The sequence below is a fragment of the Pseudorhodoferax sp. LjRoot39 genome (assembly GCF_964253035.1).
GTDB lineage: Bacteria > Pseudomonadota > Gammaproteobacteria > Burkholderiales > Burkholderiaceae_C > Pseudorhodoferax.
Window position 1 is genome coordinate 7,146,345 of record NZ_CAXUQL020000001.1, and the last position, 24,049, is coordinate 7,170,393.

The 24,049-nt window shown below is 73.0% G+C and carries 16 protein-coding genes; 5 read left to right on the forward strand and 11 right to left on the reverse strand.

Annotated features, from left to right (window positions below):
- Positions 1 to 67 precede the first annotated feature (67 nt).
- From ACSQ4M_RS33425 to ACSQ4M_RS33445, 5 genes are all read left to right on the forward strand, one after another.
- Positions 68 to 1,210, forward strand: coding sequence for an acyl-CoA dehydrogenase family protein (locus ACSQ4M_RS33425; protein ID WP_436193650.1), 1,143 nt, complete (start codon positions 68 to 70; stop codon positions 1,208 to 1,210).
- 68 nt (positions 1,211 to 1,278) lie between these two features.
- Complete coding sequence (locus tag ACSQ4M_RS33430) at positions 1,279 to 1,518, forward strand: AbrB/MazE/SpoVT family DNA-binding domain-containing protein (RefSeq protein WP_436193651.1); 240 nt, start codon at positions 1,279 to 1,281, stop codon at positions 1,516 to 1,518.
- Positions 1,499 to 1,924 carry a PIN domain-containing protein gene (locus ACSQ4M_RS33435; protein ID WP_436193652.1) on the forward strand — a complete coding sequence of 142 codons (426 nt, stop codon included), beginning with the start codon at positions 1,499 to 1,501 and terminating at the stop codon, positions 1,922 to 1,924. Before ACSQ4M_RS33430 ends, ACSQ4M_RS33435 begins: the two co-directional genes overlap by 20 nt.
- A 190-nt stretch (positions 1,925 to 2,114) precedes the next feature.
- Positions 2,115 to 3,083, forward strand: coding sequence for a diguanylate cyclase domain-containing protein (locus ACSQ4M_RS33440; RefSeq protein WP_436193653.1), 969 nt, complete (start codon positions 2,115 to 2,117; stop codon positions 3,081 to 3,083).
- Between the two features lie 143 nt (positions 3,084 to 3,226).
- Positions 3,227 to 4,450, forward strand: a complete 1,224-nt coding sequence (locus tag ACSQ4M_RS33445) for a hypothetical protein (protein WP_436193654.1) — start codon at positions 3,227 to 3,229, stop codon at positions 4,448 to 4,450.
- Positions 4,451 to 4,454: 4 nt separating this feature from the next.
- On the opposite strand, the gene ACSQ4M_RS33450 is transcribed toward ACSQ4M_RS33445, so the two are convergent.
- The 11 genes from ACSQ4M_RS33450 to ACSQ4M_RS33500 form a co-directional block, all read right to left on the reverse strand.
- Complete coding sequence (locus tag ACSQ4M_RS33450; protein ID WP_436193655.1) at positions 4,455 to 5,105, reverse strand: hypothetical protein; 651 nt, start codon at positions 5,103 to 5,105, stop codon at positions 4,455 to 4,457.
- Positions 5,102 to 6,694, reverse strand: coding sequence for a transporter substrate-binding domain-containing protein (locus ACSQ4M_RS33455; protein ID WP_436193656.1), 1,593 nt, complete (start codon positions 6,692 to 6,694; stop codon positions 5,102 to 5,104). Before ACSQ4M_RS33455 ends, ACSQ4M_RS33450 begins: the two co-directional genes overlap by 4 nt.
- The gene (locus ACSQ4M_RS33460; RefSeq protein ID WP_436193657.1) at positions 6,669 to 7,343 is read right to left on the reverse strand and encodes a HemK2/MTQ2 family protein methyltransferase; all 675 of its coding nucleotides are present in this window, start codon (positions 7,341 to 7,343) and stop codon (positions 6,669 to 6,671) included. Before ACSQ4M_RS33460 ends, ACSQ4M_RS33455 begins: the two co-directional genes overlap by 26 nt.
- A 139-nt stretch (positions 7,344 to 7,482) precedes the next feature.
- Positions 7,483 to 9,129, reverse strand: coding sequence for an eCIS core domain-containing protein (locus tag ACSQ4M_RS33465; protein WP_436193658.1), 1,647 nt, complete (start codon positions 9,127 to 9,129; stop codon positions 7,483 to 7,485).
- Positions 9,126 to 11,573, reverse strand: a complete 2,448-nt coding sequence (locus tag ACSQ4M_RS33470) for a hypothetical protein (protein WP_436193659.1) — start codon at positions 11,571 to 11,573, stop codon at positions 9,126 to 9,128. The genes ACSQ4M_RS33465 and ACSQ4M_RS33470 overlap by 4 nt, the downstream gene beginning before the upstream one ends.
- Complete coding sequence (locus ACSQ4M_RS33475; RefSeq protein ID WP_436193660.1) at positions 11,570 to 12,916, reverse strand: ATP-binding protein; 1,347 nt, start codon at positions 12,914 to 12,916, stop codon at positions 11,570 to 11,572. The genes ACSQ4M_RS33470 and ACSQ4M_RS33475 overlap by 4 nt, the downstream gene beginning before the upstream one ends.
- Positions 12,900 to 16,361 carry a contractile injection system tape measure protein gene (locus tag ACSQ4M_RS33480; protein WP_436193661.1) on the reverse strand — a complete coding sequence of 1,154 codons (3,462 nt, stop codon included), beginning with the start codon at positions 16,359 to 16,361 and terminating at the stop codon, positions 12,900 to 12,902. The genes ACSQ4M_RS33475 and ACSQ4M_RS33480 overlap by 17 nt, the downstream gene beginning before the upstream one ends.
- Positions 16,354 to 18,879: a hypothetical protein gene (locus ACSQ4M_RS33485; protein ID WP_436193662.1), complete on the reverse strand. Its 2,526-nt coding sequence runs from the start codon at positions 18,877 to 18,879 to the stop codon at positions 16,354 to 16,356. The genes ACSQ4M_RS33480 and ACSQ4M_RS33485 overlap by 8 nt, the downstream gene beginning before the upstream one ends.
- Entirely contained in the window at positions 18,876 to 19,670 is a 795-nt protein-coding gene (locus tag ACSQ4M_RS33490; RefSeq protein WP_436193663.1) for a hypothetical protein, read from the reverse strand. Before ACSQ4M_RS33490 ends, ACSQ4M_RS33485 begins: the two co-directional genes overlap by 4 nt.
- A complete protein-coding gene (locus ACSQ4M_RS33495) occupies positions 19,667 to 23,497 on the reverse strand; it encodes a hypothetical protein (RefSeq protein WP_436193664.1) in 3,831 nt (1,276 codons plus the stop codon). Before ACSQ4M_RS33495 ends, ACSQ4M_RS33490 begins: the two co-directional genes overlap by 4 nt.
- Positions 23,494 to 23,904 (reverse strand): GPW/gp25 family protein, encoded by a 411-nt coding sequence (locus tag ACSQ4M_RS33500; protein ID WP_436193665.1) that lies wholly within the window; start codon positions 23,902 to 23,904, stop codon positions 23,494 to 23,496. Before ACSQ4M_RS33500 ends, ACSQ4M_RS33495 begins: the two co-directional genes overlap by 4 nt.
- Between the last annotated feature and the right edge of the window lie 145 nt (positions 23,905 to 24,049).

The following is a 24,049-nucleotide window of genomic DNA, read 5'->3' on the forward strand; positions in this document are numbered from 1 at the left end:
CCTCTGCCTGCGAGCCGGATTCGTGCTCAGCGGATGAAGTGCAACACAACCGACAACAGAGACACCCATGGACATCCAACGCACGGTCTACCGCGAAGACCACGAACAGTTCCGCACCACGGTCCAGCGCTTCCTGGACCGCGAGTGCGTGCCCCACATGGCGGCCTGGAACGCGGCCGGTGCCATCGACCGCGCCGTCTGGGCCAAGGCCGGTCGCGAGGGCCTGCTCTGCACCATGCTGCCGACCGAGTACGGCGGCGGCGGGGGTGACTTCGGCCACGCGGCCGTGCTGGCCGAAGAGATGTCGGCGCGTGGCCTCACGGGCATCAACTTCGGCCTGCATTCCGACATCGTCGTGCCCTACCTGCACCGCCTGGGTACGCCCGCGCAGAAGGACAAGTGGCTGCCGCGCTGCGCGGCCGGCGAGACCATCACCGCCATCGCGATGACCGAGCCCGGCACGGGCAGCGACCTGAAGGGCATCCGCACCACGGCGCGGCGCGAGGGCGACGAGTACGTGATCAACGGTGCCAAGACCTTCATCAGCAGCGGCCTGCTGTCCGATCTCGTGGTGGTGGTGGCCAAGACCGACCCGCAAGCCACCGGCTCCAAGGCCATGAGCCTGATCCTCGTGGAAGCCGACCGGCCCGGTTTCCGGCGTGGCCGCAAGCTCGACAAGGTGGGCCAGCACGCGGCCGACACGGCCGAGCTGTTCTTCGACGACGTGCGCGTGCCCGCCAGCAACCTGCTGGGCGAGGAAGGCAAGGGCATGTACGCGCTCATGCATGAGCTGCCGCAGGAGCGCTTCCTGATCGCGCTGGGCGCGGCGCGTGCGCTGGAGGCCTGCCTGGCCCACACGCTGGCCTACGTCAAGGAGCGCCAGGCCTTCGGCCACAGCGTCTGGCATTTCCAGAACACGCGCTTCAAGCTGGCGGACATCAAGGCCCAGTCGATTGCCGTGCGCACCATGGTCGACCACTACCTGGGCGAGCACATGCGCCGCAAGCTCACGCTGGAAGAGGCGGCGATTGCCAAGCTGTTCGCCACCGAGACCCTGGGCAGCGCGCTGGACACCATGGTGCAGCTGCACGGTGGCTATGGCTACATGCTGGAGTACCCGGTGGCGCGGGCCTTCGTGGACTGCAGGGTGAACCGGATCTATGGGGGCACGAGCGAGGTGCAGCGGGATTTGATCGCGCGCAAGCTGTAGGGCCGTGTGTTGCACGCACTGCTCCCTGGATATACATTCCTTCCTTCGTATATCCAACAGGAGCCCGCATGCAAGTCGCGAAGTGGGGCAACAGCCTGGCCGTGCGCCTGCCCGCCAGCGTGGTCGAAGCCCTGGCCCTGCGCGAGGGCGATGACATCGAGATCGTGGTCGATGGCGCCCGCCGGTTCGCGCTGAGGCGCAAGCCCGGCCAGCAGGAATTGCTGGCGCGGCTGCGCAGCTTCCGCGGGCGCCTGCCGGCCGACTTCAAGTTCTCCAGGGACGAAGCCAATGCCCGGGACGCAGGCTGAGGCTGGCGCCAGCGCGTTCCTCGACAGCAATATCGTGCTGTACCTGCTGTCGGCCGATCACGCCAAGGCCGATGTGGCCGAGGCCCTGTTGCAGCAGCGGCCCGTGCTCAGCGTGCAGGTCCTGAACGAAGTCACGCAGGTCTGCCGTCGCAAGCTCGGCATGTCCTGGGAAGAAATCCAGGATGTCCTGTCCATGGTGCGCAGCCTGTGCTCCGTGGTGCCGCTGACCGAGACCATCCACGACGACGCGCGCCGCCTGGCGCAGCGCCATGGCTTGTCGTTCTACGACGCGTGCATCGCGGCGGCCGCCTTGGAAGCGGGCTGCGGCACGCTCTACTCGGAGGACATGCACGACGGCCTGGTGCTCGACAAGGCCACGGTGATCCGCAATCCTTTTGCCCACTGAGCAGCGACCGGTCGACCACCTCTTGCGGCGTGCCGCACCGCAGCCTTCACCGCCCCTGGATATACTTTTTGTAACCATGCGTTCGCAGCACCGGGCCAGCAGCCTTCCGACCTGAGGCCGACGCCCCGCCGTCGCAGACCCTCGACGGCCCACCACACCGCCCCCCCACCAAACCAGCATTCCATCGACAGTGACCCCAGAGAGCTCTAGCACGCCCGATACCAACCACCTGAACAGTGACGACGCGGTCTACCGCACGCTGCTGGAATCGACCCGGGCCATCCCCTGGAAGATCGACTGGGCGACCAAGCGCTTCGCCTACATCGGCCCGCAGATCGAAGCGCTGCTCGGCTGGCGCGCGGACAGCTGGGTCGGCGTAGAGGACTGGGCCATGCGCATGCACCCCGAGGACCGCGACGACGTGGTGAACTTCTGCGTGTCGCAGTCCCAGGCCGGCGTCGACCACGAAGCGGACTACCGGGCGCTCACCAAGGACAACGGCTACGTGTGGATCCGCGACGTCGTCCACGTGGTGCGCAACGGCCAGGGCGAGGTCGAGGCCCTGGTCGGCTTCATGTTCGACATCACCGAACGCAAGAAGACCGAGGAGAAACTGCTCGCACTGCAGAAGGAACTCGAAGCGCTCTCGTTCAAGGACGGGCTGACCAACATCGCCAACCGGCGCCAGTTCGATGCCAGCCTCGAACTGGAATGGGAAAGCGCGCGCAGCAATGGCCTGTCCCTGTCCGTGCTGCTGCTCGACATCGACTTCTTCAAGCAGTACAACGACCTGTATGGCCACATCCAGGGCGACGGGTGCATCGTGGACATCGCGCGCACGCTGAGCCTGGCGGTGGACAGCCCGCGTGACCTGGTCGCGCGCTTCGGTGGCGAGGAGTTCGTCATCCTGCTGCCGCAGACCGGCCTGCCGGTGGCGCTGAAGGTGGCCGAACGCTGCCAGCGGCTGATCCGCAAGCAGGCCATCGCCCACGCGCAATCGCCGCACGGCCAGTGCGTCACGGTCAGCATCGGCGTCGGCGCCGTCGCACCGGGCGCGCATTCGAGGCCCTCCGACTTCATCGAAGCCGTGGACCGGCAGCTCTATGCGGCCAAGAAGAACGGCAGGAACCGGATCGAGGCCGTCCAGGGGTCCGCTTGAAGGCGCAGGCCACTGCGCACGTAGCCGCCTCGGCTCACAGCTGATTTTGCGCATCCGCCATCCCTCGACCGCACGCTGACACCTCCCGCGCCGCGCGCCGCCCGCCATCATCCAGGGCGCAGTGGTTTCTCGGAGGACACAAGATGTCGCGCATGAGCTTGGTGGTGCTGGCGGTGCTGGCCGCCATCTGGTGGGTGGTGGGCAACCTGGAACGGGCCCTGCCGCCGGACAGCGTCGTGATCCAGGCCGGGCCTGCCGGCGGCTCGTTCGACAAGCACGCCCGCCGCTATGCCGCCTACCTGGAGCGCAAGGGCCTGCGCACGGAGGTGCGCAACCAGGACGACAGCCTGCGCATCATCGACCGGCTCGACGACGCCAAGGGCGGCGTGCAGATCGGCTTCACGGCGCAGCGCGTGGACCCGCGCCAGCACACCCACGTGAACTCGGCCGGCGTGGTCGAACTGCAGCCGCTGTTCCTGTTCGTGCGCAAGAGCGCCACCGAGCCCCCCACGCTCGCCGCGCTGGCCGGTCGCAGGCTCGTGATGCCGCCTGACAACAGCATCACGGCCAAGGTGGCGCAGGAGGTGCTGGGGCTCTACGGCGTCACGCCCGGCAACGCCACCTTCGCGTTCGTGCCACTGGAAGCGGGCGTGCGCGCGCTGCAACGGGGTGAGCACGATGCCGGCTTCTTCGTGCTGGCACCCGACAACGGCTTCGTGCAGGAGCTCGTCAACGATTCCGGGCTCGACCTGTACCCGGTCGGCGACAGCACCGGCATCGCGCGCCACCTGGACTACCTCAAGCCCTCGGTGCTGGTGCGCGGCGCGTTCGACCTGAAGGCCCCGCTGCCGCCGCGCGACGTGGCCCTGGTCAGCGCCACCGTGAACGTGGTGGTGCGGGACGACATCCATCCCGCCGTGCTCTACGCGCTGCTGCAGGCCATGGCCGAGGTGCACAAGGGCCAGACGCTGGTGTCCGACGCCGGTGAGTTCCCGCGCCAGGCCGGTGCCGCCCTGCCCGTGCATCCGCACGCGCTGGAATGGGCCAAGACCGGCACGCCCTGGCTATTCGCCAAGCTCCCGCCGGCCGTGGCCGGGGTGATCGACGCCTACTGGGCGCCGCTGCTGGCATTGGCCGCACTGGTGTCGGCATTCGGCAGCTTCCAGTCGCTGAACGGCGCCATCGACAGCGCCGTGCTGGCCGCGGCGGTCGGCTGGCTGGGCTGGGTCTACCGGCGTGTCGCGCGCGGCGGCAGGCCGGGCTGGGCCACGCGCACGCTGTTCAGGCTGGTGGAGCCGCTGATCGTGCAGCAGCCCGCGGGCGAGAGCGCCCGCGACCGGCTGGAGCGGCTGCGCCCGCTGCTGTAGCGGCTCACCGGGCGGCCAGCCGCCCGGTGCGCCGCTCCACCAGCCAGCGCACTCCGTGGATGGCCGCCTGCACCGTCTGGCGCAGCGCGATGAAGACCAGCACCACGCCGGCCAGCAGCCACAGCCGGTCGCCGAAGGTGGGCAGGCGCTCCAGCGCGCGCAGCGTCACGGCCGTCGCCTCGGTCACGCCGATGGCGGCGCCGAAGCCGCTGGACAGCACCATCACGAAGTAGACGCGCACCACGCCCAGCACGAACAGCAGCGCACCGCCGTGCGCGCCGGCACGCCGGTCCACCAGCGTGGCCAGCAGGTGGTCGGCCAGGTAGGCCGCGGCGTAGGCGGCCAGCGCCAGCGCCACGGCCGACTGCGCCGACACGGCCCAAGCCCCGGACAACGCGTGCAGCAGCACGTACATCACGACGAAGGCCGGCGCCGCGCGCAGCAGCCCCACCACGCCGGCGGCCGCATGCCCGGCCAGCCGGCGCCACGCCGGCGCGGCGCCAGGGTCGGCCACCGGGCAGCACAGCAGGCCCAGCAACAGGCCGGCCGGCAGGCCGATGGCCAGCGCCTGGGCCGCGATCGCCAGGTTGACGAGCAGCGCGCGGCCGAAGTCGGGCACGAACACCGGCAGCGCCTGCAGCAGGGCCTGGGTCATCGGCCCGCCTCGGCCAGCTGCAGCCGCCGTTGCAGGCGCCGTAGCAACGCCACCACCAGCGAGACCAGCGCCATGTAGAACACCAGCAGCAGCCCGAAGGTGGTGGCCGACTCGCTGGAGAACGAGGTGATGTCGGTCAGCGCGGCCAGCAGCTCGGGCACGCCGATCAGCGCGGCCACCGGGCTGCCGCGCGTGGCATTGGCCGCGAACGCGGCGATCTGCGCCCGCGCGCGCAGCGCCGCCGCGCGCAGGCTGGCCGGCCGGCCCTCGGCCAGCAATGCGGCGCGCGCCTCGGCCACGGCCTGGCCCGCGTTGCTGCCGTTGAACAGGCCCAGCACCGCCACCGCCACGCACCAGGCCATGGCCGGCGTGCCCAGCCCGGCGCTGGCGAGCAGCATGCCCGCCGCGGCCATGAACAGCACCATCGGGGTGGACTGCATCGCCAGCAGCAGCCAGCCCAGCGGCCAGCGCAGCCAGCGGCTGCGCGCCGCCAGGCCAGCCCCGAAGCCCAGCGCCAGCAGCACAGTGGCCAGCACGGCACCCGCCACCAGCGCGACCGAATAGGCCATGCCGTCCAGAAACAGCTGCAGCGCCACCTGCGTCTTGAGCATGGCCAGCGTGACCTGCAGGCCCCAGCGTTCGTGCAGCCAGCGTTCCAGCCGCTCGACCGCGCCGGCCATGGCCGTGGGCGCCAGCTGGTTGTCGCGTGGCGGATCGAGGCAGCGCGCATCGTCCAGCGCCGCCGTGGCACAGGGTGGCAACGACCAGCGCAGCTGCTGCGCCTGCAGCCAGGGCGTGGCCACGCCGTACTGCGCCGCCAGCGCCAGCAGCTGGCCGCTGGCATGCAGCCGGCGCAGCTCCTCGCCCAGCTGCTGCGCCAGCGCAGCGCCACCACGGCCCACCACGATGCCCCAGGGCAGCGGCGCGAAGGACAGCTTGGCTTCGTAGCCGGGCGGCAGCACGGGCAACAGCAGGCTGTCGTCGTGCGCGGCCAGCGCGCAGGTGCCGTTCTGCACCTGTTCCACCAGCCGGCGCGCGCTGTTGAAGAGCATGAGCCGGGCGCCGGCCACGGCCAGGTCGGCATTGGTCGAGTTGCCCACCGTCACGCAGACCGTGCGGCCGTACAGGTCGGCCAGACTGTCCACGCCCTGCAGCGCCGCGCTGCGCTGGCCGACGACCAGCGTGTGCGACCGGTAGTAGTGCGGCCGCACGAACAGGGCCTGGCCGTCGCGCTGCACGGTGTGGCCGGTGGTGGCGACGAGCACGTCGACCCGGCCCTCGCCCAGCGCCACCATGCGGTCGGCGGCGCTGACCTCGACGAAGCGCAGGCCCACGCCCAGGTGCGCGGCCAGCAGCCGCGCCAGCGCCGGCTCGAAGCCGCGCGGGCCGTCCCGCGTGGCCTGGCCGAACGGCGGGTAGTCGGCGCGCGCACCCACGCGCAGCTCGCCCGTGCAACGCACGCGGGCCAGCAGCTCGGGCATGGCGGCGCAGTCGGCATGTGCCGTGGCCAGCGCGGGCCAGGCCGCAGCAGCCAGTGTCAGCGCTGCGGCCGTGCGGCACAGCTCAGCGCGGCGTCGCCACATCTCCATGCCGGATCTCGACCACGTGGAAGTCGCTGAACACGTAGGGGCCGATGCGGTGCAGGCCCTCGGCGTGGCGGTCCAGCCAGCCCGGTGGCAGTACATCCAGCTTGGCCGGCGGCAGCAGCGTGGTGCAGGTGTGCAGCAGCTCGGCGTGCAGGCCCCAGCCGGCCAGCAGGCGCACGGTCTGCGCCATGCCAACGAAGCCGCTGTGCGTGATCAGCGCCCGGCCGCCGGGCGCGAGGTGCGATGGCAGGCCGGCCAGGAAGCGGTCGAGCACGGCGCGGCCGTCTTCGCCGCCATCGCTCCAGCTGCGCAGGCGCAGGCCGTCGCCGGTGTGCTGCACCGGCAGCTGCGGCGGGTTGAACAGCACGAGGTCGAACCAGTCGCCGGCCAGCGGCTCCCACAGGTTGCCGCAATGCACCACGCCGTGCCGGACGTCCTGCGCCTGCAGCAGAGCGCGCGTGCAGTGCACGGCGGCAGCTTCGATGTCCACGCCGACCAGCGTGTCCGCACCGGCGGCGGCCAGGGCCGCCAGCAGCACGCCGCTGCCGGTGCCCATGTCGAGCACGCGGCCGGTGCACGCGGGTTGCAGGCGCAGTTGGCGCAGCAGGGCGGCGGTGTACTCGGAGGGGCGGAAGAGGTCGTGGTCGGGCATGGGGGCTGATTGCTGCAGTCTCTCCATGGTGCGGCGGTACGGGCGCTCTGCGCCATCGGTGCAATGCTGAGATCCGGGGGGGCAGGTGGCGGAGCTCGGCCTTCAAGACCTGCCTCCGCCGTCGGGCTTGCGAACCACGCTACCGACCTTGCACGATGTCCTCGCCGCCCATCGCACGGGCATAGGCGTCCCAGGCCTGTTCGGCGAGATCGAACCATTGATCAACGGTTTTTGAGCTCGCATAAGGCGCACGCACTTCAAGAAGGGGAGCCCCCTTTCCATCCGATTTGCGATGGTCCATCTGCCCACCCATCTTGCCAATACCCATGTAGCCCTTGGCAGTCAAATGATCAAGATGCGGCATGTCGGTCAGCCACTTTCGGCGCTTTGGACCTGCGCCTATCGTGTCCCAGCCTGCGATCTTCTCGTTGATCATTTTTTCATCCAGCAAGTCGTCGGTTCCGCGAACGTCGGCGGGCTTCAGGGCGTTGTCGACAATGAACCTTGTCCACTCGTCCTTCATGACCTTTCCATGGGGACCGTCTTCTGACAGCCTGTCCTTCTCGCCGTCCGACAGCGTATTGAAGATCGATGTGAAGTCGTTGCGGGCCATCATTTCAAAGATCGCCTTGATGAAGCGGGCGCCACTGTCAACGTTCACGACAGTTGGACGGAACTCGACTGGAACCCATCCGCGTCGCAGGTAGTCCATCAGCAGCAGAACGAATCCCTGGGTCTCGGCTGGAAGCATCTGGAACTCGACGTCACCGGGCGCCAGAATTCTCTGCTGCTGCATCTTCTCAAAGCTTTTAAGTGCGAACTTCTCCTTTTCGGTACGAAACGCCCGCATGACATCGGGAATGTGTTCCAGCGGCGTGCCCACGGTGATCTGAATCGCCGCATCGGCTGGGCCAGCCGCTGTAATGGTGAAATCGCCGATCGTGGTCGTTCCGTTCTGCGTCAGATTTTTGGCCTTGCCGACCATGCCCTTCACGGCCTGGAGCAGTTGCAATGCTGTGTTGGCCGCAGGCTCAACCACGAACTCCGCAACAGCGGGACCGGCGGCGGTGGTCTCGTACACAAGCTTCCACATATAGCCACCGCATATCTGGTCGCCCTTTTCCGCTTTTCTGCTGGAGGTGACGGAAAAGTTCGAACACTCGAACTCCATACCGATGGCTCGCTGGGCGACAGCGCGCTGCATCGACGATGGTGCCGGGGCCAGGTTCCGTCTTGTTCTTTGAACCCCCAACGGCCCCACACCAGCCGCCGCCCTTGCCCCCATCACATCAGCATCCCGCTCCAGACCGACATCGTCATTCACCGCCGCCCCCGCCATCTGCATGGTCGGCCGCACCCTCCCCTGCGCCTGCTGCACCACATGCCAGGCCTCGTGCGGCAAATGCTGCTCCTGCCCCGGCCCCAGATGGATGTCGTTCCCCTGCGCATAGGCCAGCGCGTTCAGCTGCGCCGGCTTGTCGGAATTGCGGTGCACGCGCACGTCCGACATGTCCATGCCCGACAGCGCCTCGATGCCGGCCTTGAGCTGGTTCGGCATGCCGGTCTCATTCTTCGGCGCCGCGTCCTCCATGCGCGCCTGCAGCGGCTCCTCGTCCTCCAGCGCATCGGCCTTCTGCGCCACCGCGCCGAACGCCGCGTCGATGCGCGCCCGTTGCGTCACCATGCGCGGGCTGTCGCGCAAGGGATCTGCCGCGCTGGCCGACGCCAGCGCCTGCTGCTGCACCACGCGCGCGCCCTCGCGCTCGCCTCGTTTCGTCTCTTTCATGGCACCCCCACTCTCGGCTTGAACGTCGCGAACACGCTGCCCCAGAACAGCACCAGGATCAGCGCATACAGCAGGAAGTTGCCGTTGCGCAGCTGCGCCAGCGCCGGGTCGCAGTTCAGCAGCAGCGGCGCCACCACCAGGATCAGGAAGCCGCCGGCCCACAGCGCCAGCTGGTAGCGCCGGCCGATGCGGCGCACGCGGCAGTTCCAGGCGTACAGCGCAATGCCCACGGTTTCGGCCAGCAGCAGCGCCTCCAGCAGCAGGCGCAGCGGCACGCGGTTGGGACAGGTCAGGTCGCAGACCCAGGTCAGCGTGCCGCGGGTCGGGCCGTAGTTGCGCTGCACCAGCGCACGCACGGCATCGGCCTCGCCCACGCCCGCGGTCGTCGCCGGCCACAGGCCGACACCGCCGTAGGTCCAGTTGATGTAGGCCAGGTCGCGGTCGAGCCGGTCGCTGGCCACCGGCGGCAGCGGCACCGGCTTGTCGCCGCGCTCGTGGAACAGCACCGGCATCACGCTCTCCAGGAAGGCGATGCGGCGGTGTGCGACCAGCGCGGCGGCGGTGTCGATGCGCGCGCGCAGCGCCGTGGTGGTGTCCTCGGTCGGCCCGTCCAGCAGCACCAGGAAGGTCACGGTCAGGTCGGTCTTGCCGCGGTAGGCCTTCTTGTCGCTCTCCTCCACGCTCTTGCTGCTGCGCGGCGGCTCGGCCGCCTCCATGAAGTCCATGAGGTCCTGGAAGTTGTAGGCCCCCGTGTCGCCCAGCTGCTGCCCCGGCACCACCACGTTGATGTAGTAGGCGCGGCCGGTGGCCTGCATCTCGACCACCAGGCGCTGCAGGAACAGCTTGAGGAAGCGCGCGAACGCCTGCTGCTGCGGCCCCTCGGTCGGCGAGTCCTCGAAGAACACCGTGACGCCGTCGTACACGTGCGGCGACTCGCGCCAGCTCGGCAGCAGGAAGCCGTTCACGCGGGCGGCCAGGTCCTCGTGCCGCGTGTCGGCCGTGATCACGGCGTTGCGCGCCGCCACCTGCGCCACCTCGTCGAGCTGCGCCGCAGGCCGGTTCAGCAGCGAAGACCAGTCGCGCCGGTACAGCACCAGGTCCAGCCGCGTGCCATGGCGCTGCGCCTCGCGCGCGAAGCCGCTGGCCTGGCCGTCCCAGCCGGGCGGGCGCGCCCAGTTGCCGGAGTTGCTGAGCACCGCACCCATGTACGACAGCCGCGTGTAGACGCTGAAGTCCACCGACAGCGGCGCCTCGCCGGCCAGCCAGTAGGGCAGGAAGCCGAGCACCTCGTTCTCGTTGCGCGGGGTCGAGCAGCCGCAGCCGTCGCCCGTCAGGCGCAGCGGCTTGGCGTCGCCGAACGGGTGGCGCTTCTCGGCCAGCGCGACGACCTCGTCGCGCGTGGCGGCCGGCAGCAAGCCGTCGAAGAAGCTGCGCAGCGGCACGCCGCCCTTGGCCGGCACCGGGCGGCGCGCCGCGGCCGGCGGCTCGGGCGGGCAGCGCTCGTCCACCGTCATGCCGCGCTTGAGGGCCATCTCGCGCACATGGGCGCGGTAGTAGACGCAACGGGCCTGCTCCAGCGCGTTGACGAACAGCGCGCGCGTGGGGTATTCGACGTCGATCAGCGGTTGCAGCAGGGCCTTGAGCTGCTCCTCGGTCGGCGCCTGCAGCAGCGGCTCGGCGGTGGCCGCCAGCGGCACGGGCGCGCCCTCGGGCTGCTCGGGTTGCGTGCCCGGGCCGGTGGCGGGCGTGGCCTCGGGCACCAGCCGGGCCAGGTCGGCCGGCGTCAGCTTGTAGCTGGCCGGCAGGCCCACGTGCTGGTTGGCCGTGGCATCGGCCTCGGCCGGCGTCAGCGCGGTCAGGGCCGGTGGTGCGGCCGGCGCCCGGGGGACGGACGCCGCCGAAGCCGGCGGGCGCGGCACCGGCGGCAGGCCGACGTACAGCACGTAGGCCTGCTGCTCGACGATGGCGGCGTGCACGGCGTCCTGCACGCTCAGCACGAAGCGAAAGCTGCCCGTGGTGGTCGGCTGCCCGCCCAGCCGGCCGTCGTCGCCGAGCCGCAGGCCGGGCGGCAACGCGCCGTCCACCGTGAAGCGGTACGGCGGCGTGCCGCCCTTGGCGAGCTGGTGCGGGCCATAGGGCAGGCCACGGCGGCCGGAGGGCAGCGTCACGGTCTGGTAGACCAGCCGCAGGTCGGCCGGCGGCGTGCCCTGCACCGCGGGCGGCGGCGGTGGCGGTGCCGGCGACACCACGGTGGGCTGCGGCGCCGACGATGCGGCCGGCACCGCGGTGGCCGGGGTGTCCGGCGGCGATGCCGCCGACGACGAGGCCGCCCGCAGCCCCAGGCACAGCACCAGGCCCAGCAGGGCGCCGGCCAGCATCAGGCGAAGCCGTGCGCACTGCGCGCAGCGGGACGGTGCCGACTGGCGGCCTGCGGTCGGGTTCATGCGGTGCGCCCTTCCTTGCGCAGTTCCTTGGCGATGCCGCGGCGCAGGTCTTCGGCACCGATGCGCTCGCGTCCGTCCTGCAGTGCCGCGAGCGCGCCGTAGCGCACCACGTTGGCGATGGCGCCACCTGCCAGCACATGGCGCTCGGCCAGCGCGGCGAGGTCGACCTCGGCATGCAGCCGGCCGGTCTGGCCCAGCATGCCCTGCCACAGGCGCAGGCGCTGCCCGGCGTCCGGCATGCCGAAGGCCACCAGCGACTGGAAGCGCCGCGCGAAGGCCTCGTCGATGTTGGCCTTGAGGTTGGTGGCCAGGATCACGGTGCCCGGGAAGTCCTCCACGCGCTGCAGCAGGTAGGCCACCTCCTGGTTGGCATGGCGGTCGTTGGCGCTGGAGGTGGCGGTGCGCTTGCCGAACAGCGCATCGGCCTCGTCGAAGAACAGGATCCAGCGCCGGTTCTGCGCCTGGTCGAACACCTGGGCCAGGTTCTTCTCGGTCTCGCCGATGTACTTGGACACCACCATCGACAGATCGATGCGGTAGACATCGGCCTGCACGGCCTGGCCGATCAGCGTGGCCGTCAGCGTCTTGCCGGTGCCGGGCGGGCCGAAGAACAGGCTGCGGTAGCCGGGCTTGAGCGCCTTGTCGAGCTGCCACTCGCCGAGCAGCTGGCTGCCGTGGCGGTACCAGGCCACGATGGCCCGCACCTCGTCCATCACGTCGGCATCGAGCACCAGGTCGTCCCAGCCCAGCCGCGTGGTGATGCGCCGCGCGGGAAAGCCGCTGCCCTGGTCGGGGCTGCGCAGCGCGCCCGTTGCCAGGCGCTCCAGCAGGCCACCGCCCATCTGCAGCGCGGCGGCGAGCCAGGGCTCGCCCGGTGCCTCGTGGTGCAGCTGCAGCAGGCCGTGGCGGCGCAGCGGCGCGTCCTCGCCCAGCAGCTGCAGCACGGCGAAGCGGCGCGCCAGCTGCTCGCCGGCCAGCAGGAACGCCGCGGTCTCGCCGGTCGGCAGAAAGCCCTGGTGCACCCGGCCCTTGCTGCCGCCGAACTCGGCGAAGCCGCGGTCCAGGTTGCGGTTGCGCACGCACAGCAGGTCCAGCAGCTGCGGCCGCAGGTGCGGCGCCAGCGCCAGGGCCAGCAGCAGGCGCTCGTCGGGCGAGAGCCCGGCTTCGCGCACCAGCGCCGCGTACTCGCCGCCGTCGGCAAGCGCCGGCACGGCGATGCGCGCCAGCGCACCGGCGTCCTGCTCCTGGCCGAAGTGCAGCGCGATGCGCGCCTGCAGCACCTGCTCCAGCCAGGCCAGCTCGCGCTCGAGCGCGCGTGCGGTGGTGTCAGCGCCAGTCGACATGCAGCACCTGTTCCATCCACGGGTGGCGGATCGTCGCGTAGCCCCAGGGCAGCTGGTCGATCAGCATGTCGAACGGCCCCGGCAGCACCTGCAGCCGCCAGGCCTCGTCCTGGCGCTGCAGGCGGCCCGGGCGTTGCAGGAAGGTCTCGCGCAGGCCGGCCGGCGAGGTGCTGCCCAGCACCTTCCAGTGCTGCACCACGGCGGCCAGCAGGCCGTCGATGGCGCTGCGTTCGGCGGCGGTCGGCTCGAAGCGGCGCGCCACGGGCGTGGCCTGGTCCAGCCCGCACAGGAGCTTGTTGAGCACCAGCGCCGGCTCGGGCGCATCGGCCTCGCCGGTCACGAGCAGCTGCAGCAGCTGCACCGCGCGCTCGGCCGCCTCGGGGCCCGTGAAGGCCCGCGCGTCGGCCAGGCCCAGCAGCATGAACAGGCGCGGCTGGTAGGGCGCGAGCAGCACCAGGCCGGCGTTGCCCACCGCCAGTTCCGACGGCAGCTCCGGCGGCGGCAGCAGCAGGGCCGGCGCGGCCGGCGGCGCGCTCGCGCGTTCGCGGCCCGGCCAGCCCAGTGCGGCGGCGGCGCGGGCCAGCAGCGCCGTGGCGCCACGCACGGCCCGGTCGAACCAGCCCGCGGCGGGCACGACCGGCAGCTGGCGGCGCACCTGCTGCGCATAGTGCTCGGCATCGAAGGCCTGCGCGCCGCCCTGCAGCGCGTGCTGCAGCGAGGCCTGCCACAGCTGCTGGCGGCGCCCGGACAGCTCGGCAGCCGGGGCCGGCGCACCGGCCGCGACCTGGCCGATCCAGCCCTGCATGGCGGCCGCCAGCGCGGGGCCGAACCACAAGGCCAGCAGCTGGGGCCGCTGCTCCTCGGCCAGCGCCTGCACGATGCGCTGCTGCACGGCGGGGCGCTGGGCCTGCTGCTGCAGCGTGGCCTGCAGCCAGGCCCGGTCGCCCTGCCACAGCGGCGCCCAGGCGCGCGCCAGCTGGGCCGTGGCCGTGGCCGTGGATGGGGCCGGGTCGGACGCGAGCACGGCCAGCAGCTCGGCCCGCAGCACCGGCAGGCCGGTGGCCTGGGCGCTGCCATGGGCCAGCGCCTGGCCGAGCACGGCCTGCCACAGCGCGCGCTGCTGGCCGGCGGCCTGCACCAGTTGCGCCGCCTCGGCCGGTGCGCCGGGCAGCAAGGCGTGCACCAGGGCCGCCAGCCAGGGCAGCGTGAACTGCGTGGCCAGGCGCTGGCCCAGCAGCGGGCGGTCGTCGATGGCGCGCAGGCCCCTGGCCAGCGCGGCGCCGTCGTGCTGCAGCAGCGCGTCCGCCAGAGCCTGGGCATCCTGTGCGCCGTAGGGCGCGGGCAGCTGGCCATGCTGCAGGCAGTGCAGCAGCGCCTGCAGGGCATCCGGCGTGGGCACGGCCTCTCCCAGCCACAGCGCCATGACGGCCTGCCGCTGCGCGCCGGGCAGCACGCGCGCCATGCGCTGGCGCATGGCGGTGCTGTCGTGCAGGCGCTGCAGCGTGCCCTGCAGCCAGGCGCGGTCATGCCGCAGCAACGGCGCCCAGACCGCCTGCAGGGCCACCAGCGGGTCGGGGACGGTGGCATGGGCCTGCAGCGCCAGCCGCAGTTGCGCGCGCAGCAGCGCCAGCGGCTCCGGCTGCCGCGGCACGGGGTCCAGGGCCTCGGCCAGCACGGCCTCCCACAGCCAGGCCGCCTCGGCACTGCGCGGCTCGGACCCGGCCGGCGCGGCGGCCTGCAGCAGCCGCTCGACCGCAGCCGGGGCGTCGGGCAGCAGTGCCCGCACCAGCGCGGCCAGCCAGGGGGCACCGAACTGCGCGGCCAGGCGGCGCAGCAGCTGCGGCCGTGCGTCCATGCCGCGCAATGCCGCGGCCAGCGCCGCGCCGTCGCGCTGCAGCACGGCGGTGGCCAGCTGCTGCGGGTCCGCGCCGGCCGCCTGTTCGGGCCAGTGGCCATGGCGCAGGTAGTGCAGCAACGCCGCCAGCCCGGCCGGCGCGGCGGCCGCTGACGATGCAGCGGTGCCCAGGTCCACGGCGGCCGCCGTGGCGGCGGCCGTGCCGGCCTCCTCGGCCAGGGTCAGGTCCGGTGCGCGCCCCAGCCACAGCGCCAGCAGCGGCTGCAGCAGCGCGGGCGGCGCGGCACGTTCCAGGCGCTGGCGCACCGCGCCGCCATCGCCCAGGCGCTGCAGCGTGGCCTGCAGCCAGGCGCGGTCGTCCTGCAGCAACGGCGCCCAGACGGCGGCCAGCGCCAGCAGCGGGTCGCTGCCATCCGGCGCGCCTACGCCGGCCCGCAGCGCCACGCGCAGTTGCGCGCGCAGCAGGGCCAGGGTCAGCGCGTGCGGCGCGGCCGGGTGCGCCAGCGCCTGCGCGAGCACGGCTTCCCACAGCAGCGCGCCGCTGCGGCTGCGCCGGCCGGTGCCGGCCGCCGCCGCGGCCCGCAGCAAGCGCGCGGCCGCGCCCGGTTCGCCCGGCAGCAGGGCGTGCACCAGCGCGGCCAGCACATCGGCATCGAACTGCGCGGCCAGGCGGCGCAGCAGCTGCGGCCGGTCGTCCATGGCGCGCAGCGCGGCGGCCAGCGCCGCGCCGTCGCGCTGCAGCACGGCGGCGGCCAGCCGCTGGGGATCGTCGCCCCGGGCCTGCCAGGGCAGGTGGCCGTGCCGCAGGTAGTGCAACAGGGCCTGCAGGGCATCCAGGCCGCCGCGCCCGGACACCGCGGCCTCGCGCTGCGGGTCCGGCGGGCCTTCGTGCGGATCGCCCGCCGGCAGGCCGTTGGCCGCGGACGCCGGGCTGCCCAGCGCCAGCGCGAGCACCGCCTCCCACGGCGGCGCCAGGCCGGGCGCGGCCCGCGTGGCCTGCAGCAGCCGCTGCGCGGCGGCCGGCTGGTCGGGCAGCAAGGCCTGCACCAGCGCCGCGCGCCAGGCCGGCGCGAACTGCACCGCCAGCCGGCGCAGCAGGCGTGGCCGATCGGCCTGCGCGCGCAAGGCCTCGGCCAGCGCGGCGGGGCTGTGCTGCAAGGCCTGCTCGGCCAGGCGCGCCGGGTCCTCGCCCTGGGCATGCCAGGGCAGGTGGCCGTGCTGCAGGAAGTACAGCAGCGCCTCCAGCCGGGCCTGCGCGCGGCTGCGCTGCGTGGCACCGGCCGCGGCGCGGCCGGCGGTCGCACCGGCCGGCCCGCGCAGCTCGGCCAGCCGCTCGGCCAGCTGCGCGTGCAGGCGCTGCGCCCACAGTTCCTCCATGCGCTCGGCCGGCACCTCGCCCAGGTCCAGCGCGAGCGTGTCGATGCGCCAGACCTCCTGCGCGCCGCAGTGCGCACCGAACACGGCGTCGACGATGGCCAGCGCCGGCCCCTGCATGAAGGCGGCCAGCCGCGTCTCGGCCTCGGGCAGCGCCCGCTCGCCGGCGAAGCCGACGTCCAGCGTCAGCTGCTCGACCAGGTGTTCTTCAGGCATGGCCTTGCAGCCAGGGTTCGTCGTCCCCGGCCTCCCCGTCGTCCGGCCCGCGCAGGTGCGCGATCACGCGCACGGCGGCGGCATCGGCCGCGGCCGCCAGTTGCGCGTCCAGCGGCGCCTGGGCCAGCGCGCGGCGCGCGGCCAGCCAGGGCTCCCAGTCCTGCTCGAAGGCCTGCATGGCGGCGAAGTCCAGCCAGCGGCAGCGCAGCGACAGATGCACCGGGCAGCTGATGCGCAGCGTTTCCTCGGCCAGGCGCTGGAACGCCGGCTGCGCGGTGCGCAGCGTCCAGGCCGGCAGCAGCACCGTCACGCGCAGCTGGAAGAAGCGCGCCGACAGGCCCAGCGGCGCATGCGCGCGCCCGTCGCCCAGCGCGCGCAGCAGCACATGCTCGACCACGTGCATGCCTTCGCTCTCGGCCGTCAGCCACAGCAGGTACTGGCGCAGCTGCGCCGCGGCCTGGCGCGCCAGCTCGGCGCTGGCGTACAGGCCCAGGTGCCACCAGCGGCCCGCATCGTCGGGGCCCAGCACCAGGCGCTGCGGCGCGTCCGGACGCTCGGTCTGCGCCAGCAGGCGGTAGCGCTCGCGCCACAGGCCGGCACTGAACACGGCCTGGGGCAGCGGCAGTTGCAGCAGCAGCATGTTGGGCGCCTGCGCGGGCTCCAGCGGGCCGGCCGCGCGGCCGGCCCCGGTGCCGGCCTCGGCCAGCCGGGCCGCCACGCGCAGCGGCTCGTGGCGCTGGTCGGGCTCGGCCACCAGGGTCAGCCGCTGCTCCGCGAGGCAGCGCGTCAGCGCGCGCGGCGCGCGGATGCGAAAGCCCAGCAGCAGCGCCGCGCGGCGCTGCAGGCCGCTGCAGTTGGCCGGCTGCAGCGGGCCGACGAAGCCGGCCGCCGCACCGACCGCGGCCGGCCGGTCGCGCAGCGGCTGGCCGGGGTCGAAGCCGCCGGCCCGGTCGCGGCCCAACTCGATGATGAGCTGCAGGTAGCTTGCCTTGTTCTCCAGCAACAGCAGCTCCAGCTCCTGCGGGTCGTGGTGGCCGCCGAACTGGCGCATGGAGTTCTGCGCGTAGGTCTCGCCATGCAGTGCCAGCAGATGGTCCAGCGCGCGGCGCTTGCGCGGCGCGCCGGCGTCGAACGGCGGGTACACGGCCTGCTCGATCGCCGGCGCCGTGCCGGTCCACAGCGCCGCGCTGCCGGGCAGCGCCTCCTCGTCGACCATCTGCGACCACAGCGTCCGCTCGGCGCCGGCATCGACCGAGTACAGCACGCGCAGCTGCTGCAGCTGGGCCAGGCCCTGGGCGATGACCTGCTCCATCAGCAGCAGGTAGGCCTGCAGCTGCCGCGCGCGCGCGCGGTCCTGTGCGGGCGCGGAGCGCGGCACGCCATGGCGGCCCACGCCGTAGATGGCGGGCAGCAGGTGCTGCACCGAGTGGTACTGGCCCAGCGGACGGTGCGTGCCGCGCGGCAGGCCGGCCAGCGCACGCTCGGCCTGGTCGGTCTGCTGGCGCGCGCGGGCGGCGCGCTCGGCCGCGCGCAGGTCTTCCAGCCGGCGCCACAGGTCGGCGGCCACCAGCGGCACCGGATTGCCGCGCCGCGTGACGGCCAGCGTGCTGGGCTGCGCCTCGTCCGGCAGCACCAGCCGCAGTGCCCAGCCCGGGCCACGCCAGTCCACGGCGCCGCTGCTGGCGGGCACATCGGCCAGGGGCCGGCCCTGCGCATCGACCGGCCGCAGTTCGGTCAGCTGCGCCTGCTCCACGCCAGGCACCTGCTGCACGAGCCTGGACAGGTCGGACAGGTACAGCCGCAGGCGCTCCTCCGCGGCCTGCGGCAGCGGCTCGACGAAGCCGTACAGCTGCGCCGGGCCGGTGTAGATCTGCTCCAGCGTCGCACCCGCGCGCAGCCGCTCGTCCAGGCTGCGGCAGACCGGCCGGCGCGCGATGAACTGCTCGCAGCGCTGGTAGACCTCGGCCAGCACATCGGCCGCATCGCGCGGGCCGCCGATGTCGATCTGGCCGTGCAGCTGGCACAGCCGGTCGGTGGTGCAGACCACGCGCGGGTCCAGGTCCTCGCCCAGGTTGCGCTGCGCCATGAAGGCCGCGCGCGCGGCGACGATGCGCGCACCTTCGTTCTCCACCGCGCCTTGCGACAGCTTGAGCACCAGCTGCAGCACGCCGCCGGGGCCGGGCAGCACGGTGGCGTCGTCCAGGCCCGCCACGGCATCGAGCAGCACGCGCCGGTAGTCCTCGGCCGTCGTGGCGCGGCAGGGCAGCACCTGCGCCGGCGGGTGCAGCGAGAGCGCCTCGAAGTCGATGCGGTCGCCTTCGGCCGCCAGGTGGTCGGCCACGTCGAAGCCGGCGCGGTAGGCCACGTCGGTCAGCGAGAAGCACAGCTGCTCCAGCAGCGTGATGCCGGGGTCGTGCAGGTTGTGGTCGGTCCAGCGCGCACCGCTCAGGCCCTGCAGCAGGTGCAGGCCCTGCGCGCGCAGCGCCTCGAAGCTGGTGGGGCCGTCGTCGCGCTTCATGGCTGGCTCCCCGCCATGGTCGGGTCGAACCACAGCCGCGTGAGCGTGGCCTGGATGCGCGCGCCGGCACCGTAGTCGCAGCGCGTGCGGGCCTGCAGCCGGTAGCTCGCGTTCACACCGTGGCTTCCCTCCCAGCGCAGCTCCAGCCGGTCGCAGCGCTTGCCATACCAGGCCTCGCTGGCGCGGATGTGCTTCTTGCGCGAGAACAGGTCCAGCCAGCTGGTGGCCGGGTTGAAGGCGTTCAGCGCCACGGCATGCAGCAGCGCGTAGCGCCCGCCGCCCTGCACGCCGGCACCGGCCACCACCTCGAAGGCCTGGCAACCGGTCAGCGGGCCGGTCAGGTCGTGCCATTGCCCGTCGGCCAGCGCCGGCGCCAGGTCGGGCCAGCTGCAGCTGCCCACGCGGCCCTGGGCGGCCACGGTGCCGGCCACGTCCAGCGTCTCGCGCGGCGTGGCGGTGCCGATGCCGACGCGCTCCTGCGCATCCAGCGCCAGCACCGGCGGCTGGCCGCGCGCGGCGTCCACGCCGGCATGGTGGAACTGCAGCTGGTCGCGCTCGCCGCCGAAGGACAGGGACCACAGCGCGCTGCGCGCCTCCTGCGCGCGGTAGAAGCTGAGCAGCGCGTCGTAGCCGCCCGGGGCGGTCACCTCCAGCCCGTTCTCGGCCGACTTGTGGAAGCCCTCGTCGCTCATGTTGAGCATCGAGTCGATCATGTCGCCGAAGTGGTCGCGCGTGGGCAGCCGGCCTTCGTCGAAGAACTGGCGCAGGGTCTGGCGGCTGCGGATGGTCATGCCGTCACTCCGTCGCTGGCGGCGATCACGAAGGTGCTGCCGATGGCCAGCCGCGCGATGCCGGTGGGCTCGGGCGCCCCGCCCTGCCCGTCGGCCGCGGCATCGACGATGTGCGTGGCCAGCGGCAGCGCCAGGCTCCAGGGCGTGCGGGCCACGGCATGGCCGCGCCTGGCCGCACCGCCCGGCGCCGCGGCGCCGTCCGCGGCGCGCGCGGTGTCGCCCAGGGTGTAGTCGCCCTCATCGCTGCAGCCCACGTGCAGCAGCGACAGCCGGGTGACGGAGGCCACGCCGTCGAGTTCGCGCAGCCGCGCCTCCAGATCCTCGCTGCGCACCACCCAGTCGAAGTCGGGCGCGTAGCCCTCGTCGCACCAGGGCGACAGCAGCCGCACGGCCGTGGCGTTGATGCGCTGCAGCACCTCGCCTTCGTGCGCGCCGGGCACCAGGGCCACGCTGCAGCGCAGCTGGATGCGGTCGTACACCGGGTTGCGCACGACCACCCGTGCGAACGGCGAGGCGCGGTCCTGCAGGTACTGCTGCATGCGCTGCAGTTCGTTGGCGTTGAAGCGCGGCGCGTCCAGCGCGTGCAGCAGCTCGTTGCGCGGCACCTGCGGCACGGCAACCACCAGCACCTGGCCGGGTTCGGGGCGCGGCTGGCCGGCGGCCACGATCTCGTCGCCGGACAGGCAGCGCGCCTTGAACACCTCGGGGAACGCCGCCAGCAGCAGCCGCTCGGCATCCCAGGCGTTGCTCGCGCGCTGCTTGTGGCGCAGCCGTTCGCCGGCGCGCGTGTACAGCCCCCGCGGGTCTTCCGGCGCACGCAGGCCGAACGAGGGACCGACCTGCTGCACGCCGGCCAGCCCCGGCACCGACGCGCTGGGCTTGGTGATGCGCCCGTGCGGCAGGATGGCCAGCGCCGCGGCGCCCGGCGTCAGCACGCGCCGCGCACGCAGCGCATGGGCCTGCACGCCCAGCAGCGCGGCAAAGCCCTCGAAACCCGCATCGGCCGACACGCGCAGCCAGTACAGGCCCGCCGGCATCACGGCGTTGTCGCAGCTGAGGTCGTCCGGCAGGTCCAGCGTCACGATGCCCGAGCTCAGGAAGCCCTCGGTGCTGTCGGCAAGCACGCGCGTGGGCGGCAGGGGGCGCCAGTGGTCGTTCGCCAGCGTGGCCCAGCGCACGCGGCCGCGCTGCGCACGCGAGGAGCGCGCGTCGGCCGCCGATTCGCTGAGCCGGAACAGCAGCGTCAGCGTGCCGCCCGGCGCGCTGGCCGACAGGCCGATGTACAGGTTGCCGTCGTCCTCGACCAGCGGCAGCAGGCCGTGGCGCTGGCCGGCCGCGGCCGAGTGCAGCCGCTCGGTGCCGAACGGGTGCAGGTGCAGCAGGCATTCGTCGTCCAGCGCATCGCCGCCCGCGTGCAGGCGCGGCCCGTGCTCGGCGCCCGGCCGCACCACGCTGGCCGCCTGGTAATGCAGCGCCAGCGTCTCGATGAGCGGGGTATAGGGCGGGTTGGGCAGCGGCTGCTGCAGGCGCGGGCTGCGCGTGCGGGCGTTCGCGCCCACGGTCTCGGCCAGCACCAGCGGATAGACGGCATGGCCGAAGGCGCCCTGCGGGCTGTTCAACTGCAGCCGGTACAGGTCGTTGCGCGGCCAGGGTGCCCCCCAGCCGGAGGCATCGCCGGCGCGGCTGTGCTTGCGCACCGAGCCGGGGTCGAACACGATATCCATGCGCGGGCGCAGCCGGCCGCCGCCGTCCGGCGCGGCGAACAGCGGCTGCTGCGCCGACGCCCCGGCGCACGGGTGCCAGCTGCCGTCGCGCAGGATGGACAGCGCCACGGTGTAGGCCCCGCTGCGCTGCGCGTCCGGGTAACCGCGGTAGTGCTGGGCGAAGCCGCCGGCGTCCTGCGGCAGCGCGCCCCATTCCAGCTGCAGCGCCAGCTGCTCCAGCTGCTTGCCGGCGATCTCCTGCGCGCCCACCACCAGGTAGGACGAGAGCGTGGGCAGCGGGCCGAAGGGCTGCAAGGCCTTGGTCGGATCGAGCCGGCCCATGTTGTTGTGCAGCACGATGTCGCGCAGGCCGCGCACCGCCACGCGCAGGCGCGCCTCGGCCAGCGGCAGGCCGGCCAGCAGCGAGTAGCCGTACATCCGGCCCTGCGTGCCGAGCTCGATGCGCAGCAGCGGCAGCCGCGTGCCCCATTCCCGGCCATGCAGCAGCGGATCGCAGCCGATGATGGCCGGCACCTCGGACCGCAGCCGCAGCTTGATCACCAGCCCGCCCGCGTCGAGCCGGCCGACCTGCGCATCGGCCGGCTCGAACCAGCCATCGGCCGCGCTGAGCCGCAGCTTGAGCAGGCCCTGGAACAACCGGTCGAACACCAGCGCGCGCACCGGCGGGCGGTTGCCGGCCAGCAGGCCCAGCGGGTCGCCGGCGCTGTGGGCCTGCGGCTGCCTGGCACCCAGCACCTGGGCGGCCGTGCTGCGCAGGCGCAGCAGCTGCGCCTCGGTCAGCGCGCTGCGGGCCACCAGCAGCCAGTGGCCGAACAGCCGGCCCATGGCCGCCCGCAGCGCGCCCGCTTCGGTGGTGGCGGCGGCGGCATCGACCAGCGCCGCCAGTTCGGCCAGGTCCTGGGCATCGGCCACCGGCGCGCGGGCTGGCAGCTCGACCGTGATGCTGCGCTCGCCCTCGCGCAGCAGCAGCAGCGGCGAGGCGATGGCCAGGCCCAGCCGCGCGTCCTCGGCGCCCAGGCCACGGCCACCGCCGAACAGCAGCGCCGGCTGCTCGCCCTGCGGCGCCAGCCGCGTGGCCTTGGCGCGCGTGGCATGGCCGAAGCTGCGCTCGGGCGAGATCAGCGCATCGCGCTCCAGCCGCAGCGTGCACAGTGCGGCCACGGCCGCATCGGTCACCACCAGCGGCGCGGAACTGGCAAAGCGCAGCGGCTGCCCGTCGGCGCCCTTGCCGGCCTCGAACACCGTGCCCTGCGGCACGCTGAGCAGGGCGCCGGCACGCGCATCGCGCGCGCAGGCCAGGTGCACCTCGTCGGGCTTCGGGCCGGCCACGCCGAAGCCCAGGCAGTCGCCGTAGTAGAAGTCCACGTGCCGCGCGGTGAACTGGTTCAGCGCCTGCTGCTGCACCGTCTCCCAGAGCTTGAGGAAGGCGATCACGAGGGCCGGCGCCGGGCCGTGGTGGCCGGACTGCAGCGATGCCGGCAGCAGCGTGCGCGCCAGCGCCTGCAGCGTCTCGATGGCGCTCAGGAACGCGAAGTAGCGTTCGCGCAGCAGCTCGCGCTTGCCGCGGCCGACCCGGTCGGCGCCCAGCACCGGCCGGCCCTGGTCCCAGATCTCGGCCAGCCGGCCCTCGCCGCGCGCCACATCCGCGCGCGTGCGCAGCGTGCCGTCCAGCTGCGCATAGACCCAGCGCAGGTCCTCGCCGAGCTGCTGCTCGACCAGCTGGCGCACACGTGCGCAAAAGCTCCTGGCCACCGGGTCGTCCTGCTGGTCCAGGGACTTGAACCACAGGTCGATCCACTGCCCCAGCTGGAGCACCTGCAAGGCCAGCGCCTGCCACTCGGCCGTGTCGGCCGTGCGCAGGAAGGCATGCTGCAGCGCGCGCAGGTCGATGGCGGCGATGCGCGCCAGCACCAGCGTGACGTCGCTCGAGAACAGGTCGCGCCAGTCGCCGACGTCGGGCCGGTCCAGCCCGGCGAAGCGCAGGTGGCGCGCCAGCAGCGCCGTCATCGCCACGCGCTGGGTGAAGTCCAGTTCGTCCGGCGCGAACCAGCCCGGCGCCAGCCGCGGCGGGAAGCGCTCGTGCTGGGCCGTTCCCGCCGTCATGGCGCATCTCCGCGCAGGTACAGGGGGAACACCATGTTGTCGCGCGTGCTGGTGCTGCGCAGGGTGTAGAACAGGCCGATCCTGAGCACGCCCTCGGACAGCGCGTCGGTGTCGAAGTCGATGCGCTCCAGCACGATGCGCTGCTCGAAGAACAGGATGGCCTTCTCGATGAGGCTGCGGATCTCGGTCAGCAGGCTTTCGCTGAGCTGCTCGAACACCAGGCGGCGCAGGCCGCAGCCGTAGGTCGGGTGCATCACGCGCTCGCCCGGCGCGGTGGACAGCAGGATGCGCAGGCTCTCGCGCACGTCCTGTTCGTCCGAGACCAGCACGGCGTCCAGCGTCCGGCCGTCGAAGCTGGGGGGAAAGGCCCAGCCCGTGCCCAGGAAGTCGCGCTCCGACTGCGTCATCTCGCGCACCCCCTGCGCCCGGCGCGCCAACGGCAGTGCACGGCACCGCCTGCACGCCACGGTGCGAGAGGCCGCGGATCTGGCTCCGCCAGGCCGCTGGCGGCGCTCCCGCGAGGGGGTTGGCGAAGCGCGCAGCGCGCAGACT

Excerpts from the sequence above, each read along its gene's own strand:
- ACSQ4M_RS33425 (WP_436193650.1), top strand. The coding sequence starts at position 68 with ATGGACATCCAACGCACGGTCTACCGCGAAGACCACGAACAGTTCCGC.
- ACSQ4M_RS33430 (WP_436193651.1), top strand. The coding sequence starts at position 1,279 with ATGCAAGTCGCGAAGTGGGGCAACAGCCTGGCCGTGCGCCTGCCCGCC.
- ACSQ4M_RS33435 (WP_436193652.1), top strand. The coding sequence starts at position 1,499 with ATGCCCGGGACGCAGGCTGAGGCTGGCGCCAGCGCGTTCCTCGACAGC.
- ACSQ4M_RS33445 (WP_436193654.1), top strand. The coding sequence starts at position 3,227 with ATGTCGCGCATGAGCTTGGTGGTGCTGGCGGTGCTGGCCGCCATCTGG.
- ACSQ4M_RS33450 (WP_436193655.1), bottom strand. The coding sequence starts at position 5,105 with ATGACCCAGGCCCTGCTGCAGGCGCTGCCGGTGTTCGTGCCCGACTTC.
- ACSQ4M_RS33455 (WP_436193656.1), bottom strand. The coding sequence starts at position 6,694 with ATGGAGATGTGGCGACGCCGCGCTGAGCTGTGCCGCACGGCCGCAGCG.
- ACSQ4M_RS33460 (WP_436193657.1), bottom strand. The coding sequence starts at position 7,343 with ATGCCCGACCACGACCTCTTCCGCCCCTCCGAGTACACCGCCGCCCTG.
- ACSQ4M_RS33465 (WP_436193658.1), bottom strand. The coding sequence starts at position 9,129 with ATGAAAGAGACGAAACGAGGCGAGCGCGAGGGCGCGCGCGTGGTGCAG.
- ACSQ4M_RS33470 (WP_436193659.1), bottom strand. The coding sequence starts at position 11,573 with ATGAACCCGACCGCAGGCCGCCAGTCGGCACCGTCCCGCTGCGCGCAG.
- ACSQ4M_RS33475 (WP_436193660.1), bottom strand. The coding sequence starts at position 12,916 with ATGTCGACTGGCGCTGACACCACCGCACGCGCGCTCGAGCGCGAGCTG.
- ACSQ4M_RS33480 (WP_436193661.1), bottom strand. The coding sequence starts at position 16,361 with ATGCCTGAAGAACACCTGGTCGAGCAGCTGACGCTGGACGTCGGCTTC.
- ACSQ4M_RS33485 (WP_436193662.1), bottom strand. The coding sequence starts at position 18,879 with ATGAAGCGCGACGACGGCCCCACCAGCTTCGAGGCGCTGCGCGCGCAG.
- ACSQ4M_RS33490 (WP_436193663.1), bottom strand. The coding sequence starts at position 19,670 with ATGACCATCCGCAGCCGCCAGACCCTGCGCCAGTTCTTCGACGAAGGC.
- ACSQ4M_RS33495 (WP_436193664.1), bottom strand. The coding sequence starts at position 23,497 with ATGACGGCGGGAACGGCCCAGCACGAGCGCTTCCCGCCGCGGCTGGCG.
- ACSQ4M_RS33500 (WP_436193665.1), bottom strand. The coding sequence starts at position 23,904 with ATGACGCAGTCGGAGCGCGACTTCCTGGGCACGGGCTGGGCCTTTCCC.